18 protein-coding genes are annotated in these 22,696 nt (G+C 75.0%); 6 read left to right on the plus strand and 12 right to left on the minus strand.

What is annotated here, in order from left to right; all coding sequences use genetic code 11:
- Positions 1 to 26: 26 nt before the first annotated feature.
- The gene (locus tag CLV34_RS08485) at positions 27 to 275 is read right to left on the minus strand and encodes a WhiB family transcriptional regulator (RefSeq protein WP_100349785.1); all 249 of its coding nucleotides are present in this window, start codon (positions 273 to 275) and stop codon (positions 27 to 29) included.
- A 327-nt stretch (positions 276 to 602) separates the two neighbouring features.
- On the opposite strand from CLV34_RS08485, the gene CLV34_RS08490 reads away from it, so the two are divergent.
- Positions 603 to 1,187, plus strand: a complete 585-nt coding sequence (locus CLV34_RS08490) for a hypothetical protein (RefSeq protein WP_157803764.1) — start codon at positions 603 to 605, stop codon at positions 1,185 to 1,187.
- Here CLV34_RS08490 and CLV34_RS08495 read toward each other — a convergent pair.
- The 5 genes from CLV34_RS08495 to CLV34_RS08515 all read right to left on the minus strand — a co-directional run bounded on the left by CLV34_RS08495 (position 1,180) and on the right by CLV34_RS08515 (position 10,924).
- Positions 1,180 to 5,085, minus strand: a complete 3,906-nt coding sequence (locus CLV34_RS08495; RefSeq protein WP_157803765.1) for an FtsK/SpoIIIE domain-containing protein — start codon at positions 5,083 to 5,085, stop codon at positions 1,180 to 1,182. The genes CLV34_RS08490 and CLV34_RS08495 overlap by 8 nt on opposite strands.
- Before the next feature lie 103 nt (positions 5,086 to 5,188).
- Positions 5,189 to 7,795 carry an FtsX-like permease family protein gene (locus CLV34_RS08500; protein ID WP_100349788.1) on the minus strand — a complete coding sequence of 869 codons (2,607 nt, stop codon included), beginning with the start codon at positions 7,793 to 7,795 and terminating at the stop codon, positions 5,189 to 5,191.
- A complete protein-coding gene (locus CLV34_RS08505; RefSeq protein WP_211289405.1) occupies positions 7,795 to 8,571 on the minus strand; it encodes an ABC transporter ATP-binding protein in 777 nt (258 codons plus the stop codon). The genes CLV34_RS08500 and CLV34_RS08505 overlap by 1 nt, the downstream gene beginning before the upstream one ends.
- 206 nt (positions 8,572 to 8,777) lie before the next feature.
- Positions 8,778 to 9,497, minus strand: a complete 720-nt coding sequence (locus tag CLV34_RS08510) for a response regulator transcription factor (RefSeq protein ID WP_100349790.1) — start codon at positions 9,495 to 9,497, stop codon at positions 8,778 to 8,780.
- A complete protein-coding gene (locus tag CLV34_RS08515) occupies positions 9,494 to 10,924 on the minus strand; it encodes a sensor histidine kinase (RefSeq protein WP_100349791.1) in 1,431 nt (476 codons plus the stop codon). Before CLV34_RS08515 ends, CLV34_RS08510 begins: the two co-directional genes overlap by 4 nt.
- A gap of 141 nt (positions 10,925 to 11,065) precedes the next feature.
- Between CLV34_RS08515 and CLV34_RS08520 the strand changes: the two genes are divergently transcribed.
- Together CLV34_RS08520 and CLV34_RS08525 are read left to right on the plus strand one after the other, a co-directional pair.
- On the plus strand, positions 11,066 to 11,749 hold the full coding sequence (locus CLV34_RS08520; RefSeq protein WP_100349792.1) for a response regulator transcription factor: 684 nt from the start codon (positions 11,066 to 11,068) through the stop codon (positions 11,747 to 11,749).
- Positions 11,750 to 11,804: 55 nt separating this feature from the next.
- Positions 11,805 to 13,136 (plus strand): ATP-binding protein, encoded by a 1,332-nt coding sequence (locus CLV34_RS08525; protein ID WP_100349793.1) that lies wholly within the window; start codon positions 11,805 to 11,807, stop codon positions 13,134 to 13,136.
- Here CLV34_RS08525 and CLV34_RS08530 read toward each other — a convergent pair.
- On the minus strand, positions 13,108 to 13,659 hold the full coding sequence (locus CLV34_RS08530) for a GtrA family protein (RefSeq protein WP_100349935.1): 552 nt from the start codon (positions 13,657 to 13,659) through the stop codon (positions 13,108 to 13,110). The genes CLV34_RS08525 and CLV34_RS08530 overlap by 29 nt on opposite strands.
- A gap of 102 nt (positions 13,660 to 13,761) precedes the next feature.
- On the opposite strand from CLV34_RS08530, the gene CLV34_RS08535 reads away from it, so the two are divergent.
- Both CLV34_RS08535 and purE read left to right on the plus strand, forming a co-directional pair.
- Complete coding sequence (locus CLV34_RS08535; RefSeq protein WP_100349794.1) at positions 13,762 to 14,964, plus strand: 5-(carboxyamino)imidazole ribonucleotide synthase; 1,203 nt, start codon at positions 13,762 to 13,764, stop codon at positions 14,962 to 14,964.
- Between the two features lie 43 nt (positions 14,965 to 15,007).
- Positions 15,008 to 15,577, plus strand: coding sequence for a 5-(carboxyamino)imidazole ribonucleotide mutase (purE, locus tag CLV34_RS08540; RefSeq protein WP_100349795.1), 570 nt, complete (start codon positions 15,008 to 15,010; stop codon positions 15,575 to 15,577).
- 15 nt (positions 15,578 to 15,592) lie between these two features.
- Here purE and CLV34_RS08545 read toward each other — a convergent pair whose 3' ends face one another.
- The 5 genes from CLV34_RS08545 to CLV34_RS16350 all read right to left on the minus strand — a co-directional run bounded on the left by CLV34_RS08545 (position 15,593) and on the right by CLV34_RS16350 (position 22,122).
- Positions 15,593 to 16,942, minus strand: coding sequence for an LCP family protein (locus CLV34_RS08545; protein WP_157803766.1), 1,350 nt, complete (start codon positions 16,940 to 16,942; stop codon positions 15,593 to 15,595).
- A 73-nt stretch (positions 16,943 to 17,015) separates the two neighbouring features.
- Entirely contained in the window at positions 17,016 to 18,368 is a 1,353-nt protein-coding gene (locus CLV34_RS08550; RefSeq protein WP_100349797.1) for an LCP family protein, read from the minus strand.
- Positions 18,369 to 18,417: 49 nt separating this feature from the next.
- Positions 18,418 to 19,740 (minus strand): LCP family protein, encoded by a 1,323-nt coding sequence (locus tag CLV34_RS08555; protein ID WP_100349798.1) that lies wholly within the window; start codon positions 19,738 to 19,740, stop codon positions 18,418 to 18,420.
- Between the two features lie 66 nt (positions 19,741 to 19,806).
- A complete protein-coding gene (locus CLV34_RS08560) occupies positions 19,807 to 21,087 on the minus strand; it encodes an LCP family protein (RefSeq protein ID WP_100349799.1) in 1,281 nt (426 codons plus the stop codon).
- A gap of 174 nt (positions 21,088 to 21,261) precedes the next feature.
- Positions 21,262 to 22,122, minus strand: a complete 861-nt coding sequence (locus CLV34_RS16350; protein ID WP_157803767.1) for a TIGR03089 family protein — start codon at positions 22,120 to 22,122, stop codon at positions 21,262 to 21,264.
- Between the two features lie 268 nt (positions 22,123 to 22,390).
- On the opposite strand from CLV34_RS16350, the gene CLV34_RS08570 reads away from it, so the two are divergent.
- Complete coding sequence (locus CLV34_RS08570; protein ID WP_245859125.1) at positions 22,391 to 22,657, plus strand: WhiB family transcriptional regulator; 267 nt, start codon at positions 22,391 to 22,393, stop codon at positions 22,655 to 22,657.
- Positions 22,658 to 22,696 lie beyond the last annotated feature (39 nt).

Below are 22,696 nucleotides of genomic sequence, written 5' to 3' on the forward strand. Positions count from 1 at the left end.
GGCGGCGGCCTTCGGTGCGGCTCGGGTCAGCCGGCGCGGCGGGCGCGCGCGGTGCGACGCTTCAGCGCGCGGCGCTCGTCCTCGGACATGCCGCCCCAGACACCCGCGTCCTGGCCGGACTCGAGAGCCCACTTCAGGCACGTGTCGACGACGTCGCAACGACGGCAGACGGCCTTCGCCTCTTCGATCTGCTGCAGTGCGGGACCGGTGTTGCCGATCGGGAAGAAGAGCTCCGGGTCCTCGTCGAGGCACGCGGCACGGTGACGCCAGTCCATCTCAGCTCCTTGGAAGAACAGGGAACGACACGCTTCACGGGCGCGGACCATCGGGGACAGGTTGTGTCTTCGAGGTGTGTCCTCGCGGCCAGGCGGGCCGGCGGGACGGCGCGAGCGTCAGCGGAGTTCCAGCGGGTTTGTTTGCTCTGGTATCAAGTGTGCGCGGTCGACGGCCGTCTGCACAAGGGTTACGGAATGGTTTCTGTCGCGTTGCGCGGAGACCTTCCTCACAACAGCGCGTGTCTCCGCATCCCTGCGGCGCGTCTCCGAGGCTGTCGGACGGCCCCGGCACCCGGGCGCTGCCGTGACTGCGCGAGAATCAGTGGCGTGAGCACCCCACGACGTCCCCGCACCGACGCGTCCGGCCCGTCCTCCCGCCGGCGTGCGGACGGTTCGCCCGTGGACCGGGCACCCGCGGACCCGGTCGCCGCCGCGGCAGAGCCGGAGGCGCCAGGGCCGGACACCGCGGAGACCTCCGGGCGCCGCCCAGGCGTGGTGACGGTCGTCGTCGGCGCGGTGGCGCTCGAGGCGCTGGCGCTGGTCGTGGCGTGCGGCGTCCTGATCGGGGCGTGGGTGACGGGCGGCGTGGACTCCGTCGGCTCGGCCGTCGCGCTCGTCGTGCTCGGGCTGGGCTTCGCCGCGATCCTCGGGGGCTCGGCCCGCGCCCTGCTGCGCCGTCGCCGGTGGGCGCGGTCGCCGATCGTCACCTGGCAGCTCCTCCAGGGGCTCGCGGCGTTCACCGCCGCCGGGCAGTTCTCGGCGGCGGGAGCGCTGGCAGCGTGGTGCGTCGTCGGCCTGTCGGCCGTGGTGGTCGTGCTCCTCCTGACGCGTCCTGCGGTCCGCTGGACGACGGACGGGACCGAGAGCGCGGAGGGCGCGGGCAGCCGCGGACGATCCGGGATCGTCAGATGACCTGACCGCCGGGTGCGTCACGCGTGCCGTCGGGGCCGACCACCACGACCGGGACGGCGTCCCCGGCGCCCAGCAGCACCCCCGCCCCCGGAGCCGGGTCGGCGTCGAGGGTCCAACGGGTGTCGGCGCCCGCGGTCCGGCGTCCCACCGCCGCCCCGAGCACCAGCACGAGACGTCCGACCCGGTCCGGTGCCGCGAGGGCGCCCGTGGTGCGGTGGAGCGCGTCGACCCCCGCGGACAGCGCCAGGACCGCCGCACCGGCCTCGCCGCGGCTCGCCCACGCCGTGTCGACCAGGGTGCGCACCGCGGCGGGTGCCGTGTCCGCGTCGTCGATCACCACCGTGCCGCCGTCACCGGTGAGAGCGGCGGTGAGGGCCGCGACGCCCGCGTCGTCCCATCGCGTCACGACGGCTGCACCGTGCGCGCCGGCGCGGCGCGCGAGCAGGGCGTCGACGGTCGCGACGAGGCGGACCCGCCGACCCTGGACGAGCCTCCCCAGCGCGTGCGAGCGTCCGGACGAGGGCGGTCCGACGACCAGGAGCCCCTGGCCTGCAGGCACGGGGACGCCTGCGGGCGCCGCGGAGGTGTCGGGGTCGCGCCGGTGGGCGAGGAGCGGAGCGTCACCAGCGTCCGCACCGCCACCGGCGCCCGGACCACCACCGTGTCCCGTCCCGGGTCCCCTCCCGTGGACACCGCGGTCGCGCACCTCGCCGGCGGGCACGACGTCCGCCTGCGCGACCTGGCACGCGCTCGCACGCCCTGCGGTGAGGCAGGCTCCCCGGCCGGGCAGCGCCCGGCGGCCGGCGAGGTCGGCCGGCATCCCCAGCAGGAGGTCGTCGTGCCGGTCGCCCGTGCCCAGGACGACGACCGTGCCCGCGACGAGCCCGCGCGGCGTCGTGGCGGCGACGGCGAGCCGGCGCGGCCGCTCCAGGACCGCGTCGAGCGGCGCGCTGTCGCCGCCAGTGGGGCACGCGACGAGCGCGGCCCGCCAGCGTTCGACGCCGTCGACGACGACGAGCGGCGGGACCGTCCCGCCGGGTGCGGCGTCCCGGGGGTCGGCGGAACGCAGCAGGAGCCGGGCGCCGCGGGACGCCTCGCGCAGGTCGGCGACGACGACGTCGGGCCGTCCGGCGAGGTCCGCCCAGTCCGCGTGGTCCGTGGCGAGCACGACCGCGGTGGCCCCTGGTCGTGCGAGGTGGGCGGCGACGGTCGTCCGCAGCGTGGTGGTGCGCCCCGAGCGTGGCGGGCCGGCGACGACGAGCGGCCCGCTCGCGGGGTCCCACCGGAGGGCGTCGAGACGTTGCTCCGCCACGACGTCGACGAGCCCGAGCGCGAGCGCTGCGGTAGGTCCCGCAGTGAGCCCCGCAGCGGGACCGTTGCGAGCGGTCGTGGCCTCGTGGTCGTCGCGCGGGAGCGTCGCGGCGCGCAGCGGATGGGGGAGCGGCGGGGCCCACGGTCGTCGCGGGCGCGGCATCCCTGCGGCGGCCGCGCGGCACGCGGCGACGAGAGCCTCGGCCACCGGGACGGCGGCGTCGGGTCCCGACGCGGGTGCCGCGCCCCACGCGGGCGCGCGCCGCACACCGTCGTCACCGGGTGCGCTGCCCGCGTGCGCGGCCTGGAACGGTTCGGGGGCTGCGGCGCCCCGGCGCAGGATCGCGCGTCCCGGGACGGTCTCGAGGAGCGCGGCGTCCGGGACGCCGAGCGTGTCGTAGGAGTCGGCGGGGTCGGACGTGCGGAGCGCGACCCGCAGGGAGACGTTGGCGCGGACGTCGGCGGACACCGCGCCCGCGGGACGCTGTGTCGCGAGCACGAGGTGGATTCCGAGCGACCGTCCCTGCGCGGCGATGCGCAGCAGGCCGGGGAGCAGGTCGGGCAGGTCGTCGGCGAGCGCGCGGAACTCGTCGACGACGACCACGAGCCGCGTGAGACGGCCCTCGTCGGTGTCGAGGGCGGTGTCGAGGCGGGTCAGGCCGGCGGCGGCGAGCAGACGCTCGCGGCGGTGGACCTCGGTCCGCAGGCCGGCGAGCGCTCGGGCGGCCTCGTCGGCGTCGAGGTCGGTCACGCGCCCGACGACGTGCGGCAGGTCGGCGCACGCGCCGAAGCTCGCACCTCCCTTGAAGTCGACGAGGGCGACCGCGACGTCCTGCGGCGAGTGCCGCAGTGCGAGCCCGAGCACGAGCGTCTGCAGGAGCTCCGACTTGCCTGAGCCGGTCGTGCCGGCCACGAGCGCGTGCGGGCCGTCGGTGGTGAGGTCGACCTCGACGGGGCCACCCGGCCCCACGCCGAGCACCGTCCGCAGCCCGGCGGGGGGGCGTCGCCACGCGTCGGTGGCGGCCGCGAGCGCCCGTGCGGGATCGATGCCGAGCAGGTGGGTGAGCGACACGTGGTCGGGCAGCCCGGTCGGACCGCCCGGCCGGGGCCGGCCGCTGACGTGGCGGAGGGCGGCCTCGGCGACGTGCGGTGCGATCCCGGGTGCCGGTTCGACACGCTCGGGGGCGGCGCGGGGACGCCAGCGCACGACGGCGGCGTCGACCTCGGCGGTCGCGCACCATGCGGGGACCTGCGCGGACGACCGCAGCAGGAGCAGGACGGCCCGGTCTCCCCGCCGCGACCACGTGCGGGTGGTGGCTGCGAGGGTCGCCGGGCACGGGCGGCGGAGGTCGACGACGAGGAGCGTCCCGGCGGGCACGTCGTCGCGGCGCACGTCGAGGCGTGCCGCGGTGCCCGACCAGCGCAGCCACGCCCAGTCCGCGGACGCGGCGTCGGGGTGGTGCACGACGACGTCCCGGCCGGCGAGCACGGCGGCGAGGACGAGCGTGCGCGCGAGCGCAGCGACGGGACCGGAGGGACCGACGACCGCGAGGTGCGGGCCGAGCGGCCGTCCGGGGACGGCGGGCACGGTCGTGTGGTCCGGCGGCCCGCTCGTCGCCGAGGCGCCCGAGAAGGCGCCCGGCACGGTCCCGGTCCCGGTCCCGGACCCGGACCCGGACCCGGTGCCGGCGGCGGCGGTGTCGAGGAGGGCGCCTGCGACGAGCACCGCAGGGTCGACGAGCACGGCGGGGAGCGCGCCACGCTCGGCGCGGTCGGGGCGCCGCGGCGCGAGCAGGGCGACCGGGCCCAGCAGCCCGAGCAGGGCGAGCCACGGGCGCCCGCTCATCGCGGCGAGGCTCACGGCGCCCGCGGCCGGTGCGAGGGCGGTCGCCCACGTGGCCGGGGACGTGAGCCGGGCCCGGTGGTCGGGCGTCGCCTCCGGCACGCCCGGGCCGGGCGGGGTCGCGCGCTGCGCCGGCACGCCGGCGTGCACCGGCCCGCGGAGCACGACGACGTTCCCGTCGACGTCAACCGCACGGCCGGCGCGCCACCGGCGGGGACGACCGGTCCACCACGGTCCGCGTGCGCGCGCGCCCGCGCCGAGCCAGCGACTCGTCCGCGTGGCGCGCACGACGACGTGGTGTCGGCGCGGGTGCACGCGCAACCCGAGCGCGGCGGCGCTGCCCGGGCCCACCGGGTGGAGCGTGCCCGCGTCGGGGCCGGCGACGACGGCGAGGTGCGCGGGTGCGTGGAGCAGCGCGGTGTCGGGCGACGGCTCGTGCGGACCGTCTGCGGCGCGGCGCGGGCGCTGCCGGGGTGCGGTGTGCAGCGTCGCGCCGCCGACGAGGGGCGGGACGCCGACGGGGTGGGTGTCGGGCAGGGCGCGGCCGTCGACGTGGAACGTCGCGCGGGCGAGCTCGGGCCGCAGGAGCAGGTGTGCGAGCGCGGCACGGACCTCCGCGACGCTCGCCCCGACGGGTAGGAGGACGTCCTCGCCGGGCGTGACCTCGACACGGACGGTGCCGGCGGCCGCCCCCCGGTGGGGACGAGGGTCGGCGCGGGACGAGGGCGGGGACGGCGCGAGCACCCGCCGATCGTGCCGCGTGGTGGCGCCCGGGACGCCGACGACGCCGTCCGCGGGGAGGACCCCGTGGACGGCGTCGTCGGGCACCGGCCTGTGGACGAGCCCGTCATTCGACGGCGAGCGCCGCCACGGGAGGTGTGCGTGCCGCGCTGCGACCGGGCACGACGGAGGCGGCGAGCCCGGCGGCCACGGCGACCACGAGCACCGTGCCGAGCGTCACCCACGGGATGCCGACCCGGACGCCCCCCGTGGACGCCAGGGCGGCGCCGGCCCCCGCCCACCCGTACGCGGTGCCGAGGACGAGCCCGGTGACCGTCCCGACGACGGCGATCAGCATGCCCTCCTGCGCGAGCATCCACCTCAGCCGCCCGCGGGTGAGGCCGAGCGCGCGGAGGGTCGCCGACTCGCGGCGCCGCTCGATCACGGAGAGCGAGAGCGTGTTCGCGACGCCGATGATCGCGATGACGACGGCCACGGCGAGCAGCCCGAGGACGATCCGCAGGAGCGTGTCGATGACGTCCTGCGTGCCCTCGCGCTCGGCCGCGAGGCCGCTGACGCCTGCGTCGATCCCGGCGTCGGACAGGACCTGCTGCACGTCCGAGACGACGTGCGCGGCGCCGGCGTCGTCCCCGACGCGGATCCATGCGGTGGTGGTGACCGCGTCGGGAGCGATGCGGCGCAGTGTCGCCGCGGTGACGTAGACGCCGCCGGCGGGCGCGCGGTCGGCCGCACGGGCCGCGAGGTGGACGACGGGCCCGGTGGCGGTCCCGTCGGTGCCCACGGGGCGCAGGCCGACGCCGGCGGCATCCTCCCCGTCGGTGGGCGGCGACCACACCCACGGGGTGCGGCTCACGACGACCGTCCGGTCGTCGAGACCGTCGAGCAGCGCAGTGTCGCGCAGCGCCCGCTCCGCGGTCGCGCGGTCGACCCCGAGGACGAGCGTCTGCTCGGAGTCGGACGACGTCCTGCCGTCGGGCGCGGCCACGGCCATGGTGGCCGTCGTGACGGGGGCGACCGCCACCACCCCGTCGACGGCGGCGATCCGTCGGAGGACGTCCGCGGGGAGGCTCGGGGTCCCGGCGGTGCCGTCGCCGTAGGCGTCGACCTCGATGTCGTACGGGTAGACCCCGTCGAGCGACGTCGCGAGGGAGCGGCTCGCGGTGGCGGCGCCCACCGACATGGTGGCCACGAGGGTGACGCCGATGAGGAGCGCGGTCGCCGTGGCGGTGGTGCGCCGGGGGTTGCGCAGCGTGTTCGCGGCGGCGAGCCGCGACGCGGGCCCGAACCGGCCGAGCAGGTGCCCGGCGGCGTGGACCACGTGCGGCATCCAGAGGACGGCGCCGACGAGGACGCCGACGAACGACAGCGTGCCGCCGAGGAAGGCCGCCGCGAGGCCCGCCTGCGGTGCTCCGGCGTACCCGGCGACGACGCCGAGCGCCATGAGGCCACCGCCGCCGAGCACCAGGAGGAGCGACCCGGCGAGGCGGGATGCGCCGGCCTTCCGGTCGACGTGCGGGGCGTCGGCGGGACGCAGCGCCACGAGGGGCGCGACGCGGGTCGCGGCGCGCGCGGGGACGAGGCTCGCGACGACCGTCACGAGAGTCCCGACGACGACGGGCACGAGGACGGACGCGACGCTGGGCGTGACGGCGGCGGGCAGCGGCAGGTCGGTGTGCGCCTGCGCGACCACGAGGGCGAGCTGCCCGAGCAGGTAGCCGGCGGCGACGCCGGCACCGGAGGCGACGAGGCCGAGCAGCGCCGCCTCGCCGACGACGGCCGCGGCGACCTGCCCGCGGGTGGCGCCGACGCAGCGCAGCAGCGCGAGCATGCGGGTGCGCTGCGCCACGAGCACCTGGAACGTGTTGGCGATGACGAGGGCGGCGACGAGCAGCGAGATCGCGGCGAACGTGAGCACGACCCCGGTGAACGCGTCGGTGCCACCGGTGAGCCGTGACGCGTTGGACTGCGCGACCTCGGCACGCGTCCGGACCTCCGGGTCGGGCAGCACGGACGCGAGCGCGCGCGTGAGCTCCGCGGGGGTCGTGCCGGGCGCGGTGGCGACGGCGAGCGTGAAGACTGCGCCCTCGCCGTCGAGCGCGCGCCAGCGGTCGAGCAGGGCCGGGTCGACGACGGCTGCGCCGCCGGTGTCGCGGAACGCGCCGTGCGGGTCGTCGACGGTCCCGGTGACGGTGAGGTCGACCGGCGTTCTGCGCCCGGTGCCGTCGGAGGTCCCGTCCGAGGTGGTGTCCGCGGGCGGTGTCACGGTGACGGTGCCGCCCACGTCGACGCCGAGCTGCGCGGCGAGGTGCACGGGCAGCGCGACCTCGCCCGGAGCGGTGGGCAGGCGCCCGGACGCGACGGTCTGGGGGTCGAGGTCGGGGGACGTGGCGGTGCCGACCGTCGCCTGGGAGACGGTCCGGTCGCCGGCCTGGTACGCGATCGTGGTGTCGGCCACGGGGTCTGCGGCCCGCACCTGCGGGAGGGTGCGGACGCGCGTCAGCGTGGCGGGGTGCACGCCGGTGCCGCTCGTCCACTCGGCGACCATGTCGGCCTGCCCGTAGCGGGCGGCGGCGGCGTCCGTGAACGCCCGCTCGATGACGTTCCCGGTCAGCAGGGTCACGCACACGAAGGCGCTGCCGAGCAGGATCGCGACGCCCGCGGCGGCCAGCCTGCCGGCCGAGCGGCGCATCTCGGCGAGGGTGACGGCGAGCATCAGCGCACCACCTCGGGCGTCGCGTCGGCGAGCGAGCGCAGCGCGTCGAGCCCCGCGAGGGCGGCCTCGGGGGTGGGGTCGTCGATGTCGCCGGCGATGCGTCCGTCGGCGATGAGGAGCACGCGGTCGGCGTAGGCGGCGGCGGACGGGTCGTGGGTGACCATGACGACGGTCGTGCCGAGCTCGCGCACGGACCGGCGCAGGAAGCTCAGCACCTCGGCGCCCGCACGCGTGTCGAGGTTGCCGGTGGGCTCGTCGGCGAACACCACGTCCGGCTTGCCGACGAGCGCGCGGGCGATGGCGACGCGCTGCTGCTGCCCGCCGGACAGCTCGCCGGGACGGTGGGCGAGGCGCTGCCCGAGGCCGAGGGTCTGCACGAGGACGTCCAGCCACACGCCGTCGACGTCGCGGCCGGCGAGGTCGAGGGGGAGCAGGATGTTCTGCCGCGCGGTGAGCATCGGCAGCAGGTTGAACGACTGGAAGACGAAGCCGACGCGGTCGCGCCGCAGCAGCGTGAGGGCCTTGTCGTCGAGCGCGGTGAGGCGGGTCGACCCGAGGTCGACCGTGCCGGAGGTGGCGTCGTCCAGCCCGGCGAGCAGGTGCATCAGGGTCGACTTGCCCGAGCCGGACGGCCCCATGATCGCCGTGAAGGCTCCTGCGGCGATGGTGACGTCGACGCCGTCGAGCGCACGCACGGTCGCCTCGCCACGGCCGTAGGTCTTGGTGAGGCCCGTGGCGGTGACGGCGCTCGCGCTGCGCGTCGCGCCCGTGGCCACGGCGGTGCCGCCGGTGGCCGGGTGCCCGGGGGAGGGGGACTTCAGGGTGTCCACGGTGATGCTCCGTCCAGAAGGTGGGGAGTAGGTCGTGACCCCAACCTAGGGACGCGCTGTGCGGGGCCGCGTCGCCCGGTGGACCGGTCCTGCGGCGTCGCGTGTCCACCCCCGGTCGTACACGCGGTGCCCGCGGGTCGTACGTCGGGGGGTCAGGAGCCGGGGCGGACCAGGCCGGTCTCGTACGCCGTCACGACGGCCTGGACGCGGTCGCGGGCGCCGAGCTTGGCGAGCACGCGGCCGACGTGCGTCTTCACGGTCGCCTCCGCGACGAACAGGTCGGCCGCGATCTCCTGGTTGGAGCGTCCGCGGGCCATGAGCACCAGCACCTCGCGCTCGCGGTCGGTGAGGGCGGCGAGGAGGCCCGCGGCGCCGGCGTCGGGTGCGGCGGGGAGCGCGGTGGCGAGGTGCTCGAGGAGCCGCCGGGTGGACGACGGCGCGATGACGGCGTCGCCCGAGTGGACGGTCCGGATCGCGTCGAGCATCTCCTCCGGCGGCGCGTCCTTGAGCAGGAACCCGCTCGCGCCGGCCCGGACGGCCTCGACGACGTACTCGTCGAGGTCGAAGGTCGTGAGGACGACGACGCGCGGCCGGGGTCCGAGCGCGGTGAGCCGGGCGGTCGCGGTGAGGCCGTCGACGCGGGGCATGCGCACGTCCATGAGGACGACGTCGACGTCGCGGCCGGCCAGCACCTGGAGCGCCTCAGCGCCGTCGGACGCCTCGGCGACGACCTCGAGGTCGGGCTGGGAGTCGATCACCATGCGGAACCCGGCGCGCACGAGCTGCTGGTCGTCGACGAGCGCGACCCGCACCGGCGCCGGGGGTGCGGCGCCGGGGCTCGTCGGCGTGCTCGGGCTGGTCGGGCTGGTCATGGTGCCGCGGACTCTACCGTCGGCACCGTCGGCACCGTCGGCACCGTCGGCACCGTCGGCGTCGCTCCGGACGCGTCCGCGTACTGCAGCGGCAGGACGAGCCGGACGGCGAACCCGCCGCCGGGGCGCGGTCCGGTGGTGACGACCCCGCCGAACACGGCGGCGCGCTCGTGCATCCCGAGGATCCCGTAGCCGGGCTCGGCGCCGCCGTCGCTCGCGGCCCCCCGGCCGTCGTCCTGGACGTCGAGGACGAGCTCGGCGCCCCACCGGACGACGACGGTGACGCGGGGGTCCGGGCCGGCGTGCTTGAGCACGTTGGTGAGCGCCTCCTGCGCGACGCGGAACACGGTGAGCCCGGCTCCGGGCGGGAGCTGGCGCGGGGCGCCGACGCGCACGAGCGAGACGCGCGTCCCGGTCGAGCGGACCTGCTCGACGAGGGCGTCCAGGCCGCCGATCCCGGGCTGGGGGGTGCGGGGGGCGTCCGTGCCGGTCGTCGTCCCCGGACCGGGCGCGGGGGTCGCGCCGGCTGTCGTGGTGCCCGTTCCGGCGCCCGCCCCCCGGACCGTGCCGGCGCCCGCGGACGGGCCCCCGCCCGGCGGCCCGGTCCCCGTCGCGTTCGCGGGAGCCGCGTCGTCGGCTCGCAGGACGCCCAGCAGCCTGCGCATGTCGGCGAGCGCGTCGCGCCCGGTCGCGGACACGGTCTCGAGGGCGCGGACGGCGGCGGCGGGGTCGGCGGGGGCGGCGTACCGGCCGCCGTCGGCCTGCGCGATCATGACGGACAGCGAGTGGGCGACGATGTCGTGGAGCTCGCGGGCGATGCGGGCGCGCTCGGCGGCGGCGGCGAGCCGGTTCTGCTGGTCGCGCTCGACCTCGAGGCGTTCGGCGCGGTCCCGCAGCGCGGTGAGCCGTTCGCGGCGTGCCCGGCGCAGCAGGGCGAACGCCCACACGGCGGCGAGCACGACCCACCCGAAGAGCGTGAGCAGGACGGTGCCCGCGACGTCCTCGGGCGCCGCGTACATCGGGGTGACGAGAGCCTGGACCACGACCGGGACGGCGACGACCGACACGGCGAGCGCCGTGCGGTGCGCCCAGACGGGTCCGTGGACGGTGACGCCGTGCAGGGCGAACGGCACGACGAGCGCGGCCGCACCGGCGGCGGCCGGCATCGCGGCGACGGCGACCGCCGCGGCGACGCCGGTCACGGCGAACGACGCGACGGGGGCGGTCCGTCGCCAGGCGAGCGGCGCGCAGAGCAGCACGACGACGCCGAGGTACGTGAAGGGGTCGTGCTGGGAGGTGGTCCCGGCGACGACGGCGGCCACGACGGTCAGGCAGAGCGCGACGACCGCGATGCCGGTGGCGGCGAGCGCGTCGACGGCGACGACGTGGCGCTCGGACCATGCCGTGAGTCGCTCGTTCCAGCCCATGGTGCCCAGCCTAGGATCGGTGGCGGCGCCGGGTCGTCCACCGGTGGTCGGGTTCGTGGTGGTCCGGGGTCGTCCTGAGGGAGGATCACGAGGGGCCGATCGACCGGTGTCGGGGACGGTTCGATGCTCTAGCATGGGCGAATGACCAACGTATTGCTGGCTGAGGATGACACGGCGATTGCCGAGCCTTTGGCCCGCGCCCTGACCCGCGAGGGGTACGACGTCGTCGTGCAAGGCACCGGCCAAGGTGCGATCGACTCCGCTGCGACGGCCGACATCATCGTCCTGGACCTCGGTCTGCCCGACATGGACGGTCTCGACGTGGCGCGTGCGGTCCGCGCCCAGGGGCTCACCACGCCGGTGCTGGTCCTCACGGCTCGCGCGGACGAGGTCGACCTCGTCGTGGGGCTCGACGCCGGTGCGGACGACTACGTGACGAAGCCGTTCCGGCTCGCCGAGCTGCTGGCGCGCGTGCGGGCGCTGCTGCGCCGCACGCACGGCGAGACGTTCGACGAGGAGGAGCTCGTCGCCCAGGACGTGCGCGTGGACGTCGCCGCGCACCGCGCCTTCCAGGCGGACCGCGAGCTGCACCTGACCACCAAGGAGTTCGACCTGCTGCGCGTGCTCGTGCAGAGCGCGGGCACCGTCGTCGTGCGCGACACCCTCATGCGCGAGGTGTGGGGCGCCGAGCCGGTCGGGTCGACCAAGACGCTCGACATGCACGTGTCGTGGCTGCGCCGCAAGCTCGGTGACGACGCGAACTCGCCGCGCTACGTGTCGACGGTCCGTGGTCTGGGCTTCCGGTTCGAGACGGGCGCCGGCTGAGCCGTCGGTGGAGCACGGGCGAGCAAGCGACCTCACGGCACCGGGTGGGTGACACGTGCGTCAGCGCATGATCCAGGCCACCGTGGCGGCGATCACCGTCGCGGTGCTGCTCCTCGGCTTCCCCCTGGCGTTCTTCGGGGCGCAGTACGTCCACGACAACGAGCTGGACGCGTTGGCGCAGCGGACGCAGGCGCTCGCCCGCTCGGTCGACCGCGCGCAGGAGCGCGGCGAGGACGTGCCGGAGGCGAGCCTGCGGGTCGCTGCCGGTGACGGCGACAACGGGACGCCCGCGTTCGTCGTGGTGGTCGTCAACGGGGAGCGCATCACCTACGGCGACGAGGTCACGGGCAAGGCCGAGCGCAGCGCGGTGCACAGCGACGCCGGCGCCCTGGTGGTCCTCCGCGCGTCGTACTGGGCGGTCTACTGGCAGAGCATGCGGATCGTCCTGTTCGTCATCGCGGCGGCGGTGGTGGCGTTCGCGGCGGGGATCGCGATGGCGGTCGTGCAGGCGAACCGTCTGTCCGCGCCGCTCGTGTACCTGGCGGCGTCGGCCGAGCAGCTCGGGTCGGGGCAGGTGCGCCCGCAGGTCGCGGAGTCCGGCGTCGAGGAGATCGACCTCGTGGCGGCGGAGCTGGCCCGCACCTCGGAGCGGCTGGCGAGCCGGATGGCGACCGAGCGGCAGTTCGCCGCGGACGCGTCGCACCAGCTCCGCACGCCCCTCACGGCGCTGTCGATGCGCCTCGAGGAGATCTCGCTCGCCTCCGACGACCCCGACGTCCAGGAGGAGGCACGCATCTCGCTCGAGCAGGTGGAGCGCCTGGTCACGGTCGTCGACGACCTGCTCACCCGGTCCCGGCGGGCCCAGGGCGGCACGACGGAGGCGATCCGGCTGCGCGAGGTGACGCGGCAGCAGGACGAGGAGTGGGGGCCGGTCTTCGAGCGCGAAGGGCGCCGGCTCGTCGTCGACGTCCCGGCGGACACGTACGTGCTGGCGACCCCCGGCGGGCTGGCGCAGGCGCTCGCCACGCTCGTCGAGAACTCGTTGACGCACGGTGGCGGCACGACGACGGTCCGGTCCCGCGGGTCGCGGTCGGGGTCCGTCGTGATCGAGGTGGCCGACGAGGGCGACGGCGTGCCCGACGACCTCGCGGGCAGCATCTTCGAGCGGGAGGTCACGTCGGGCAAGGGCACCGGGCTGGGTCTGGCGCTGGCCCGCGACCTCGTCGCGGCGGACGGCGGTCGCCTGGAGCTCTCGCAGCGCCGCCCGGCGGTCTTCTCGATCTTCCTGTCGGGGGTCCCGCACACGCTCGACCCGAGCGTCGTGCTGCCCGCCGGTGCGACGGTGTCGAGCGCGCGGTTCAGGCCGCGGCGCTCGAAGCGCCGGTGAAGATGAACTTGCGGTACATGAGGTAGCGGAAGACCGTGCCGAGCCCGAGACCGATGACGTTGGCCCAGATGTTCTGCGCGAGCTGGCTGTCCTGGTCGAGCACGTGGATGCCGAACCAGAGGCACAGGACCGAGATGGCCATGCCGCCCACGTTGACGAGGACGAACCCCAGCAGCTCGCGGCCGCGCTCCTGCGTCTTGTGCTCGGAGAACGTCCAGTAGCGGTTGCCGATCCACGCGAAGATCGTCGCGAGCGTCACCGAGATCGCCTTGGCGGTGCCCTGCTTGGTCCCGAGCACCTCGCCCGGCCCGAAGACGAGGAGGTTGAAGAGCCCGGCGTCGATGACGAACGCGAGCCCGCCCACCATGCCGAAGCGCAGCAGCTCGGTGATCCGCGCGCCGATGCCGTGCCGGACGGTGGACTCGGCGGCGGCGAGCTCGGCGTCCGAGACCTCCCGCGCGGCGACGTCGGCGACACGGGCGCCGTCGGGCAGCTCGGTGGGCAGCTCGGCGGGCTCGATCATGGGACGGGAGAGTAGCGCACCGACCTGGACGAACCCGCGCCGGCCGCCGGGGTCCGGGCGGGCCGCCGGCACCTGGGCCGTCGTCGGATACCCTCGTGTCCCGTGGCAGCACCAGTGATAGCAGTGGTAGGTGGCGGGCAGCTCGCGCGCATGATGGCCCCCGCGGCGGGTGAGCTCGGGGTCCGTCTGCGCGTCCTCGTGGAGTCCCCGACGTCGTCGGCAGCGCAGGTCGTGGTGGAGTCCCGGACGGGCGCCGCGGCGGACGAGGACGCGGTGCGTGCCCTGGTGGTGGGGGACGGTGCCGACGGTGTCGATGCGGCGGACGTCCTGACGTTCGAGCACGAGCACGTGCCGAACGCGCTCCTCGAGGCGCTCGGCGCCGAGGGCGTCTCCGTGCAGCCGGGGCCGGCGGCCCTCGTGCACGCGCAGGACAAGATCGTGATGCGGACCCGGCTCACCGACCTGGGCCTGCCGTGCCCGCGGTGGGCCGCCCTCCCGTCGGACGTCGTCGCGGGGCCCGCCGCGCTGGGCGCCTTCCTCGCCGAGGTGGCGGAGCCGGGTGCCGAGGTCGTGGTCAAGACGAGCCGCGGCGGGTACGACGGCAAGGGCGTCCGGCTGGTCGACGCGGCCGACGGCGCGGACGACTGGTTCGCCGCCGCGGCGGACGGCGGCCCCGCCCTCCTCGTCGAGGAGAAGGTGCCGTTCACCCGGGAGCTCGCGGTGCTCGTCGCGCGGCGTCCGTCGGGCGAGGTGCGCACCTGGCCGGTCGTCGAGTCGGTCCAGGTCGGCGGCGTGTGCGCCGAGGTGGTCGCGCCTGCGCCGGACCTCGACGACACCCTGGCCGCCGAGGCCACGCGGGTCGCCGTCGCCGTGGCCGAGGGGCTCGGCGTGACCGGTGTGCTCGCGGTCGAGATGTTCGAGGTGCCGGGCGTGAACGGGCCGCGCGTCCTCGTCAACGAGCTCGCGATGCGCCCCCACAACTCGGGCCACTGGACGATCGACGGGTCCGTCACGAGCCAGTTCGAGCAGCACCTGCGGGCGGTGCTGGACCTCCCCCTCGGCGAGACCGCGCCGGTCGCCCGCTGGACCGTCATGGCGAACGTCCTCGGCTCGAGCCTCGACGCACTGACCGACGCCCTGCCCGCGGTGCTCGCCGCCTACCCCGAGGCGCGCGTCAACCTGTACGGCAAGGACGTGCGTCCCGGGCGCAAGCTCGGGCACGTGAACGTCAGCGGTGACGACCTCGACGAGGTCCGCCGTCGTGCCGCGGGCGCCGCCGCGCTCCTGCGCGGCGAGAACCCCTGAACCCCTGATCCGAGCACACCGTCACACCACCCGGGAGCAGCACATGAGCGAGCCCACCGTCACCGACCGGACGGACTCCGTCCCCGCCGCGCCGCTCGTCGGCATCGTCATGGGGTCCGACTCCGACTGGCCGGTGATGCAGGCCGCGGCCGACGCGCTCGCCGAGCTCGGAGTGCCCGTCGAGGTCGACGTCGTCTCCGCGCACCGCATGCCGCTCGACATGATCGAGTACGGCCGCACGGCCGCCGCCCGCGGGCTGCGCGTGATCGTCGCCGGTGCGGGCGGTGCCGCGCACCTGCCGGGCATGCTCGCCGCGGTGACGTCGCTGCCGGTCGTGGGCGTGCCGGTGCCGCTGGCCCACCTGGACGGCATGGACTCGCTGCTGTCGATCGTGCAGATGCCCGCGGGCATCCCGGTCGCGACGGTGTCCGTCGGCGGGGCACGGAACGCCGGACTCCTGGCCGCGCGCATGCTGGCTGCCGGCACGGACGACGACGCGGTGGCGCTCCGTGGCCGCCTCGACGCCTTCCGGGACGACCTCGAGGCGCAGGCCAAGGCCAAGGGCGCCCGCCTCCGCGCGGCGCGCGCCGGGAAGGTCGGCTTCACCGCCTGACCGTGCCGGGGGGCGTCAGCCCACGCCCGCCGCCTTGAGCGCGGCGTCGCACTGCGCCTTCGTGGTCGGCAGGTCGGCGGCCGACAGCGGTGTTCCTTCCATCCCCGTGACGAGCCGCTTGCCCCCCGTCGCTCCTGCGCCCCCCGTGCGCTTCGGGGTCGGCGTGGCGGACGGAGCGGTCGACGTCGTCGCACCCGTCCCGCTCTTCTTCGGCGTCGTGATGTCGCCGAGCGGCTTGTCGTGGGCGATCTTGTCCCACAGCGCGGCCGCCGCGGCGGCCTGCCACACCACCCGGTTCTCGTCGTACGGGTCGGCACCCCACGGCACGGTCCGGAACGTGATCGCGGCGGTGTCCAGGTTGCGCAGGCTGAACCCGAGCCCCGTCATGAAGCTCAGCGACCCGAGGTCGGAGCTCGTGTGCAGCGACCGGGTGACCGCGTCGACGAACTTCAGCATCTTCGGTGTGTCGGTCACATAGCTCTGCGCGAAGAACGTGTTGGCCAGCGAGCCGACCAGGGCCTGCTGGCGGCCGATGCGCGCGGTGTCGCTGCCGTCGGCGATGCCGTGGCGGGTGCGTGCCCAGCTGATCGCGGTCTTGCCCTGGAGGGTCTGCCACCCGGCGGTGAGCTCGAGGTGCGACGCCTGCGGGTCGTCGACGTCCTGCGGGACGCACACGGCGACGCCGCCGAGGGCGTCCACCATGGCGTCGAAGCCGGCGAAGTCCACGACGACGTAGTCGTCGAGGCGGATGCCGGTGAGGTCGCGGACGGTCTGCCAGGTGCAGGCCGCCGCGGCGCCGAAAGACTTCGACTCGTCCCACCCGGCGGCCTGCGCGGTGTCCCAACCGCGTGCGAACGCCTCGTTGAACATGGCGTACGAGCTGGCGACGGTCCGGACCGCGCCCTTCTTGTCGAGCTGGCACGACGGCAGCGCGACCATCGTGTCCCGCGCGATCGAGACGACGTCGATGCGCTTCCGGTTCGCGGCGACGTGCATGACCATCGCGGTGTCGGACCGCTGGGCGTTGCCCTGCAGCGCCTGGTCCTTGGTGACGGTGTCGTTGTCGCCGCCGCGCCAGTCGCTGCCGAGGACGAGGATGTTGAGGTCCTTGCCGGCGGCGGCGTCCTGCGGGTCGGCGGGCGACCGGGCGGCGTCGGGTCGCGGTGCGGCGGCCTGCTCCTTGAGCCAGTCGATGTTCTGGGTGTCGACGTTGCCCTGGAAGTGGCGGGCCAGGCCGTAGGAGAGCCCGCCCGCCGACGCGAGCACCGCGACCGCAGCGAGGCCGACCCACCGGGCCACCGCGTGCGACCGCTGTGCCGCTCGGTGGCGTGGCGGACGCACGACGTTCCCCGTGGGCGACTCCACCCGGCGAATTTTAGGCGCCCGGGACCGTCACGGCACCCGGAGGGTGTCGCTCCGGACACGCCGACGGTGCTGGTCAGCCCTGCGACGCCGCCGTGATGGCCGCGTCGCACTGCGCCGCCGTGGTGGGCAGGTCGCCCGCGGCCAGCGGGTCGCTGTCCATCCCGGTGACGACCCGCTTCGGGGTCGCGGCCGCCGGCTTCTTCGTGGGCGCGGTGGTGGTCGTCGTGCCGGACGAGGCGGTCCTCGAGGCCGTGGGCTTCGAGGACGCCGTCGACGCCGTGTCGCCGATCGGCTTGTCAGCGGCGACCTTCGCCCACAGGGCGGCGGCCCGGTCGGTCTGCCAGCCGACCTTGCCCCGGTGCGCGCTGTCCACCGGGTAGTAGTAGAACGGCACGGTCCGGAACGTCACGTTCGACATGTCGAGGTGGCGCAGGCTGAAGCCGAGCCCCGTCATGTACCCGATGGACCCGATGTCGGAGCTGGTGTGGAGCGACTTCGTCACCGCGTCGACGAACGACAGCATGCGGGGCGCGCTGGTGAGGTAGTTCTGCGCGAAGAACTTGTTGACGACGGACCCGACGAGCGCCTGCTGACGTCCGATGCGGGCGATGTCGCTGCCGTCGGCGATGTCGTACCGCGCGCGGGCCCACTTGATCGCGGTCTTGCCGTCGAGGTTCTGCCATCCCGCGTCGAGCACGAGGTGCCCGGCCTTCTTCGAGTCGACGTGCTCGGGGACGCAGACGTCGACGCCACCCAGCGCGTCGATCATGCCCGTGAAGCCCGCGAAGTCGAGCACGACGTAGTCGTCGAGCTCGATCCCGGTCAGGCTCTCCACGGTCTGCCACGTGCAGGCTGCCGCCGCGCCGAACGCCTTGGAGTCGTTCCAGCCGTGCTGCTTGGCGACGTCCCAGCCGTACGCGAACGCGTTGTTGAACATGTCGCCGGACGACGCGTTGGTCGACGCCGTGTTCTTGCTGTCGAGCTGGCAGGCCGGGATGTCGACGATGGAGTCGCGGGGGATCGACACGACCTCCACCCGCTTCCGGTCCGCGGAGACGTGCAGGACCATCGCCGTGTCCGAGCGCTGGGCGTTGCCCTGCGCCCCCTGGTCCTTGACGACGGTGTCGTTCGAGCCGCCGCGCCAGTCGCTGCCCAGCACCAGGATGTTCAGGGCGTTGCCCGCGGCCTGGTCCTCGGGGGTGGCGGCCTTCGCCTTCGCGGCGGCGGTGTGCTGCGGGTGCTTGAGCCAGTCGACGTCCTGCGTGTCGACGTTGTTCTGGAAGTGGCGCGCGAGGCCGTAGGATACACCTCCTGCCGTCGCCAGGACGGCGACCGCGGCGATCGCCACGCCGCGCAGCACCGCGTGCGACCGGCGGGCGGCGAGGTGACGAGGTGGTCGGGCTGCTTCCCCCTGCGGCTCTTCCATCCGGCAGATCGTAGTGCAACCGGGCGCTTGGGACTGATCGGTCTCGACGTCAGCCCTGAGCGGCCTTGATGGCGGCGTCGCACTGCGCCGCCGTGGTGGGGAGGTCGCCCGCCGACAGCGGGCTGTTCTCGCTCCCCGTGACGACCTTCTTCGGGGTGCTCGCCTTCTTGGTCGCCTTCGGCGTGGACGCCGCCTTCGGGGTGCTGGTCGAGGTCTTCGTGCCCCCGGACGACGCCTTGGTCGTCTTCTTCGTCGCGATGTCGCCGATCGGCTCGTCGTGGGCGATCTTGTCCCACATGGCGGCGGCCTGGTCGGTCGTCCAGTCCACCCGGTTGGGGTCCGTGACGTCGTAGTGCCACGGCACGGTCCGGAACGTGACGTTCGACGTGTCGAGGTGGCGCATGCTGAAGCCCAGGCCCAGCAGGAACGAGAAGGACCCGAGGTCGGAGCTGGTGTGCATGGACTTGGTCACCGCGTCCACGAACTTCAGGAGGCGGGGGGAGTCCGTCACATAGTTCTGCGCGAAGAACTTGTTCGAGATCGCGCCGACGAGAGCCTGCTGGCGGCCGATGCGGGCGATGTCGCTGCCGTCGGCGATGCCGTGCCGGGTCCGGGCCCAGCTGATCGCGGTCTTGCCCTTGAGGGTCTGCCAGCCTGCGGAGAGGACCAGGTGCGACGCCCGCGGGTCGTCGATGGCCTGCGGCACGCACACGTCGACGCCGCCGAGGGCGTCGACCACGCCGTCGAACCCGGAGAAGTCGACCACCACGTAGTCGTCGATCGCGATCCCCGTCAGGCTCTCGACGGTCTTCCAGGTGCAGGCGGCGCCGGCGCCGAACGACTTCGAGTCGCTCCAGCCGAGCGACTTCGCGGTGTCCCACCCGTAGGCGAACGCGTTGTTGAACATGTCGTTCGTGTGCGCCGACGCGATGGTCGCGCCCTTGCTGTCGAGCTGGCACCGGGGGATGTCCACGAGCGAGTCGCGGGGGATCGAGACGAAGTCGATGCGCTTCCGGTCGGCCGAGATGTGCATGACCATGGTCGTGTCCGAACGCGCCGTGTCGCCCTGCTTGGCGCCGTCCTTGACGATGCTGGAGTTCGTGCCCCCGCGCCAGTCGCTGCCGAGGATGAGGATGTTCAGCGACTTGCCTGCGGCCGCGTCCTTCGGGTCCGCCTTCTTGGAACCCTGCTTGAGGAAGTCGACGTTCTGCGTGTCGACGTTGCCCTGGAAGTGTCGCGCGAGGCCGTAGGCGCCGCCGCTGACGCACGCGAGCACGGCGACGACGGCGATGCCGATACCGCGGGCGATGCCGTGGGAGCGCAGCCCGCGGAGATGGCGCGGCGGCCGCTTGTCGGTCGTCTTCTCGGGCATGGCGGTGATCCTAGGGGTTCGTGCTGTGGCTGACGTGTGCGGGGGCGGGATGCGGACGGCGGCGGCTCAGCCGGTGCCGTAGCTGCCGGGCTCGAGCGAGCCGTCGGCGACCTGCGCGAAGAACGTGGGGGTCTTGTCGGGGTCGAGCCGGACGCTCGACCCGACGCCACCCGGGCGGTAGTCCGGGTCGGACACGGGCGGCAGGCCGGTGACGCCGTCCTTGCCCTCGGCGTTCTTGAACGCGATCGCCAGGTGGGCGAGGTCGAGCACGTTCATCGACTCGTCCACCGTGAGGACGCCGGTGCCGGCGTCGAGCAGCCCGACCTGCCGCGTCGGCTGGAACAGGAGGGCCGGGTTCTTCACCTTCGCCGAGAGCGCGCCGATGACCTGCTGCTGACGCTGCGCGCGCCCGAAGTCACCGAGCGGGTCCGAGTAGCGCATCCGGGAGAACGCCAGGGCGGTCTTGCCGTCGACGTCGTGGCAGCCCTTCGTCCAGGTCAGCTTGCTCTTCTTGTCCTGGACGCTCCGGTCGTAGCAGAGGTGGACGCCGCCGACCGCGTCCACGACGTCCTCGACCCCGCCGAAGCCGATCTCGACGTAGTGGTCGACGTGCATGCCCGTGAGCTGCTCGACCGTCTTGACGAGCAGGGGCGCGCCGCCCAGCGAGTACGCCGCGTTGACCTTGTTGCTGCCGTGGCCCGGGATCGGGACGTAGGAGTCGCGGGGGATCGAGATGAGCGCGGTCGGGCCCGAGTCGGGGACGTGCAGCACCATGATCGAGTCGGTGCGGGCGCCCGTGGTGTGGTCCTTGACGACCCCGTCCGCGCGCGAGTCGGAGCCCGCGAGCAGGTACGTGGTGCCGGTCGTCCCGGCGCTGCCCGAGAGGGCGTCGACGTGCTGGAGCTTGCCGTTCGCCCACACGGCGAGACCGATCGGCCAGGCGACGAGCGCCGCGACGACCACCACCGCGACGATCCCGGCGACGCGGCCCTTGCGGATCCGGATCCGGCCCGGCCCGGCCGCACCGGCGTCCGGGGTGCCGCCGGGGGCGGCGGGCTCGGTGCGCTGCGGCGGTCGCGTGGACGTCGTGCCCCGTGCGGCACGCTGGACCGTGCGGGACGAGCCGTGCGGGGCGAACGACGGCGGCTGGGCGCTCTGCACGGAGATGCCCTGGCTCGACTGCCGCGTGACGCGCGGCGGCGCGGGCGGTGCCGGCGGGCGCGGCGCCGCACCCGCGGACGTCGCACCGTCGGGACCGACGGTGATGACGTCGTCGGAGCTCGGGCGTGCGGCGCTGTGCCCCTGGGGCGTGAAGCTCGGGGGCGGGGGGCTGACGTCCTGGTTCATGCGCGACCGCCGCACGGCAGGAGGCGCGCCAGGACGCGGGCAGCAGCGCAGGGCGCGCCCATCTCCTGGGCCTCGTCGACGATCACGTCATCGAGGGTAAGCGGGTGCCGTGGGAGGCGTTGCACGACCTCGGCAGGCACGCGGTGGAGGGATTGTGGAGATGCGCCCGCGGGGTCAGCGGCCGAGCCGCAGGGTCGCCTCGGCGCGCTCGCCGTCGACGATCCGCCGCCACCGCTCCGGGTCGTCCTGCTCGGCGGCGGCCGGCGCGCCGGTGACGACGACCGCCGAACCACCCCGCGCCCAGACCCCGACGACGGCCCGGAGGAGGGAGCCCACGAGAGGCCGTGCGTCCACGCCGTGGGGGACGACGAGCACGGTCCGGGCGCCCGCTGCCGTGCCCGAGGCCGGTGCGTCGTCGGCGGTCGCCCAACCGAGCAGCGCTGCGTGCGTCGTGACGCCGGGGTCGGGCCCGTCCGTGGCGCCGCGCGGGCTGACGTCTGAGAGGGCGGGCGCCGCCGGGTCCGTCGGCGGGACCCAGCCGAGCGCGTCGGCGTAGGTCATGACGGCCGCCGCGGCGTCGATCGCGCCCGGCGGGAGGTCGCCGTCGAACCGGCGGGCGAGCGCGGGCAGGCTGACGGCGACCACCTCGGCGCGCGCGGCGGAGCCGGCGGCGGCGTGCGGCGCGCCCGGCCGGTCCGTGACCACGACGTCCGCCGCGTCGCCGTCGGGGTCGCCGAGCAGGACGGTCGCGCCCGCGCGCCACGCCGCGAGCGCCCAGACGGCCGCGCGCCAGTGCGCGGGCAGGTCCAGACGGACGCGGGTGCCGGGCGCGGCGTCGAGCTCCTCGACGAGGAGGTTGGTGGTCTTGACGACCCAGTTGGCGAGGACGGCGCCCGAGAGCTCGACGCGGCCGTCGTCGTCGTACCAGGTGAGCGCGGGCGCGCCCCCGCGCGCGGTGAGCGCTGCGAGAAGTGCGGGAACGGTGGAGATACCCCGTGCGGGCGGGTGGGACGGTGACGACGCGCCGGTGGACATGAGGTCAGACTAGGACCACGACACGCCGACGGGACCAGCAGGTTCACCCGCGCGATATCGCTCCGATAGCACATTTCGGCTTGACCGACGATGATGACACGCGTGTAATTCAACCAATGCAGTTTCCTTCACGAGGACCGCAGTAAAGGGGCGCACCATGTGGGACTTGCTCAACTCTGACGGGGCCTTCCCGTCCGACGCCAGGAGAAGCTACCCGGGGGGCGTCGGCGGCGACCAGCCCCTCGTCCGCCACGAGCTGGAGCGGGGCATCGCCCCCGTCATCTCGCTCTTCGCCGACACCGAGGAGGAGGACACCCTCCTCGGCTGGCAGGAGCGCGCGCTGTGCGCGCAGACCGACCCGGAGGCGTTCTTCCCCGAGAAGGGCGGCTCGACCCGCGAGGCCAAGCGTGTCTGCTCGGGCTGCGAGGTGCGCCAGGAGTGCCTGGAGTACGCGCTCGAGAACGACGAGCGGTTCGGCATCTGGGGCGGCCTGTCCGAGCGCGAGCGGCGCAAGCTCAAGCGCCAGGCCATCTGACCGGGGTCCGGGCTCGCCCACGACCGGAAATCCCACGGT

The sequence above is a fragment of the Luteimicrobium subarcticum genome, assembly GCF_002798015.1.
GTDB classification, from domain to species: domain Bacteria; phylum Actinomycetota; class Actinomycetes; order Actinomycetales; family Cellulomonadaceae; genus Luteimicrobium; species Luteimicrobium subarcticum.

What these genes read in the sequence shown, in the direction of transcription:
- CLV34_RS08555 (WP_100349798.1), bottom strand. Translation starts at nt 19,740, where the DNA reads ATGCCCGAGAAGACGACCGACAAGCGGCCGCCGCGCCATCTCCGCGGG.
- CLV34_RS08515 (WP_100349791.1), bottom strand. Translation starts at nt 10,924, where the DNA reads ATGGGCTGGAACGAGCGACTCACGGCATGGTCCGAGCGCCACGTCGTC.
- CLV34_RS08500 (WP_100349788.1), bottom strand. Translation starts at nt 7,795, where the DNA reads ATGCTCGCCGTCACCCTCGCCGAGATGCGCCGCTCGGCCGGCAGGCTG.
- CLV34_RS08560 (WP_100349799.1), bottom strand. Translation starts at nt 21,087, where the DNA reads ATGAACCAGGACGTCAGCCCCCCGCCCCCGAGCTTCACGCCCCAGGGG.
- CLV34_RS08485 (WP_100349785.1), bottom strand. Translation starts at nt 275, where the DNA reads ATGGACTGGCGTCACCGTGCCGCGTGCCTCGACGAGGACCCGGAGCTC.
- CLV34_RS16350 (WP_157803767.1), bottom strand. Translation starts at nt 22,122, where the DNA reads ATGTCCACCGGCGCGTCGTCACCGTCCCACCCGCCCGCACGGGGTATC.
- purE (WP_100349795.1), top strand. Translation starts at nt 15,008, where the DNA reads ATGAGCGAGCCCACCGTCACCGACCGGACGGACTCCGTCCCCGCCGCG.
- CLV34_RS08530 (WP_100349935.1), bottom strand. Translation starts at nt 13,659, where the DNA reads ATGATCGAGCCCGCCGAGCTGCCCACCGAGCTGCCCGACGGCGCCCGT.
- CLV34_RS08520 (WP_100349792.1), top strand. Translation starts at nt 11,066, where the DNA reads ATGACCAACGTATTGCTGGCTGAGGATGACACGGCGATTGCCGAGCCT.
- CLV34_RS08510 (WP_100349790.1), bottom strand. Translation starts at nt 9,497, where the DNA reads ATGACCAGCCCGACCAGCCCGAGCACGCCGACGAGCCCCGGCGCCGCA.
- CLV34_RS08550 (WP_100349797.1), bottom strand. Translation starts at nt 18,368, where the DNA reads ATGGAAGAGCCGCAGGGGGAAGCAGCCCGACCACCTCGTCACCTCGCC.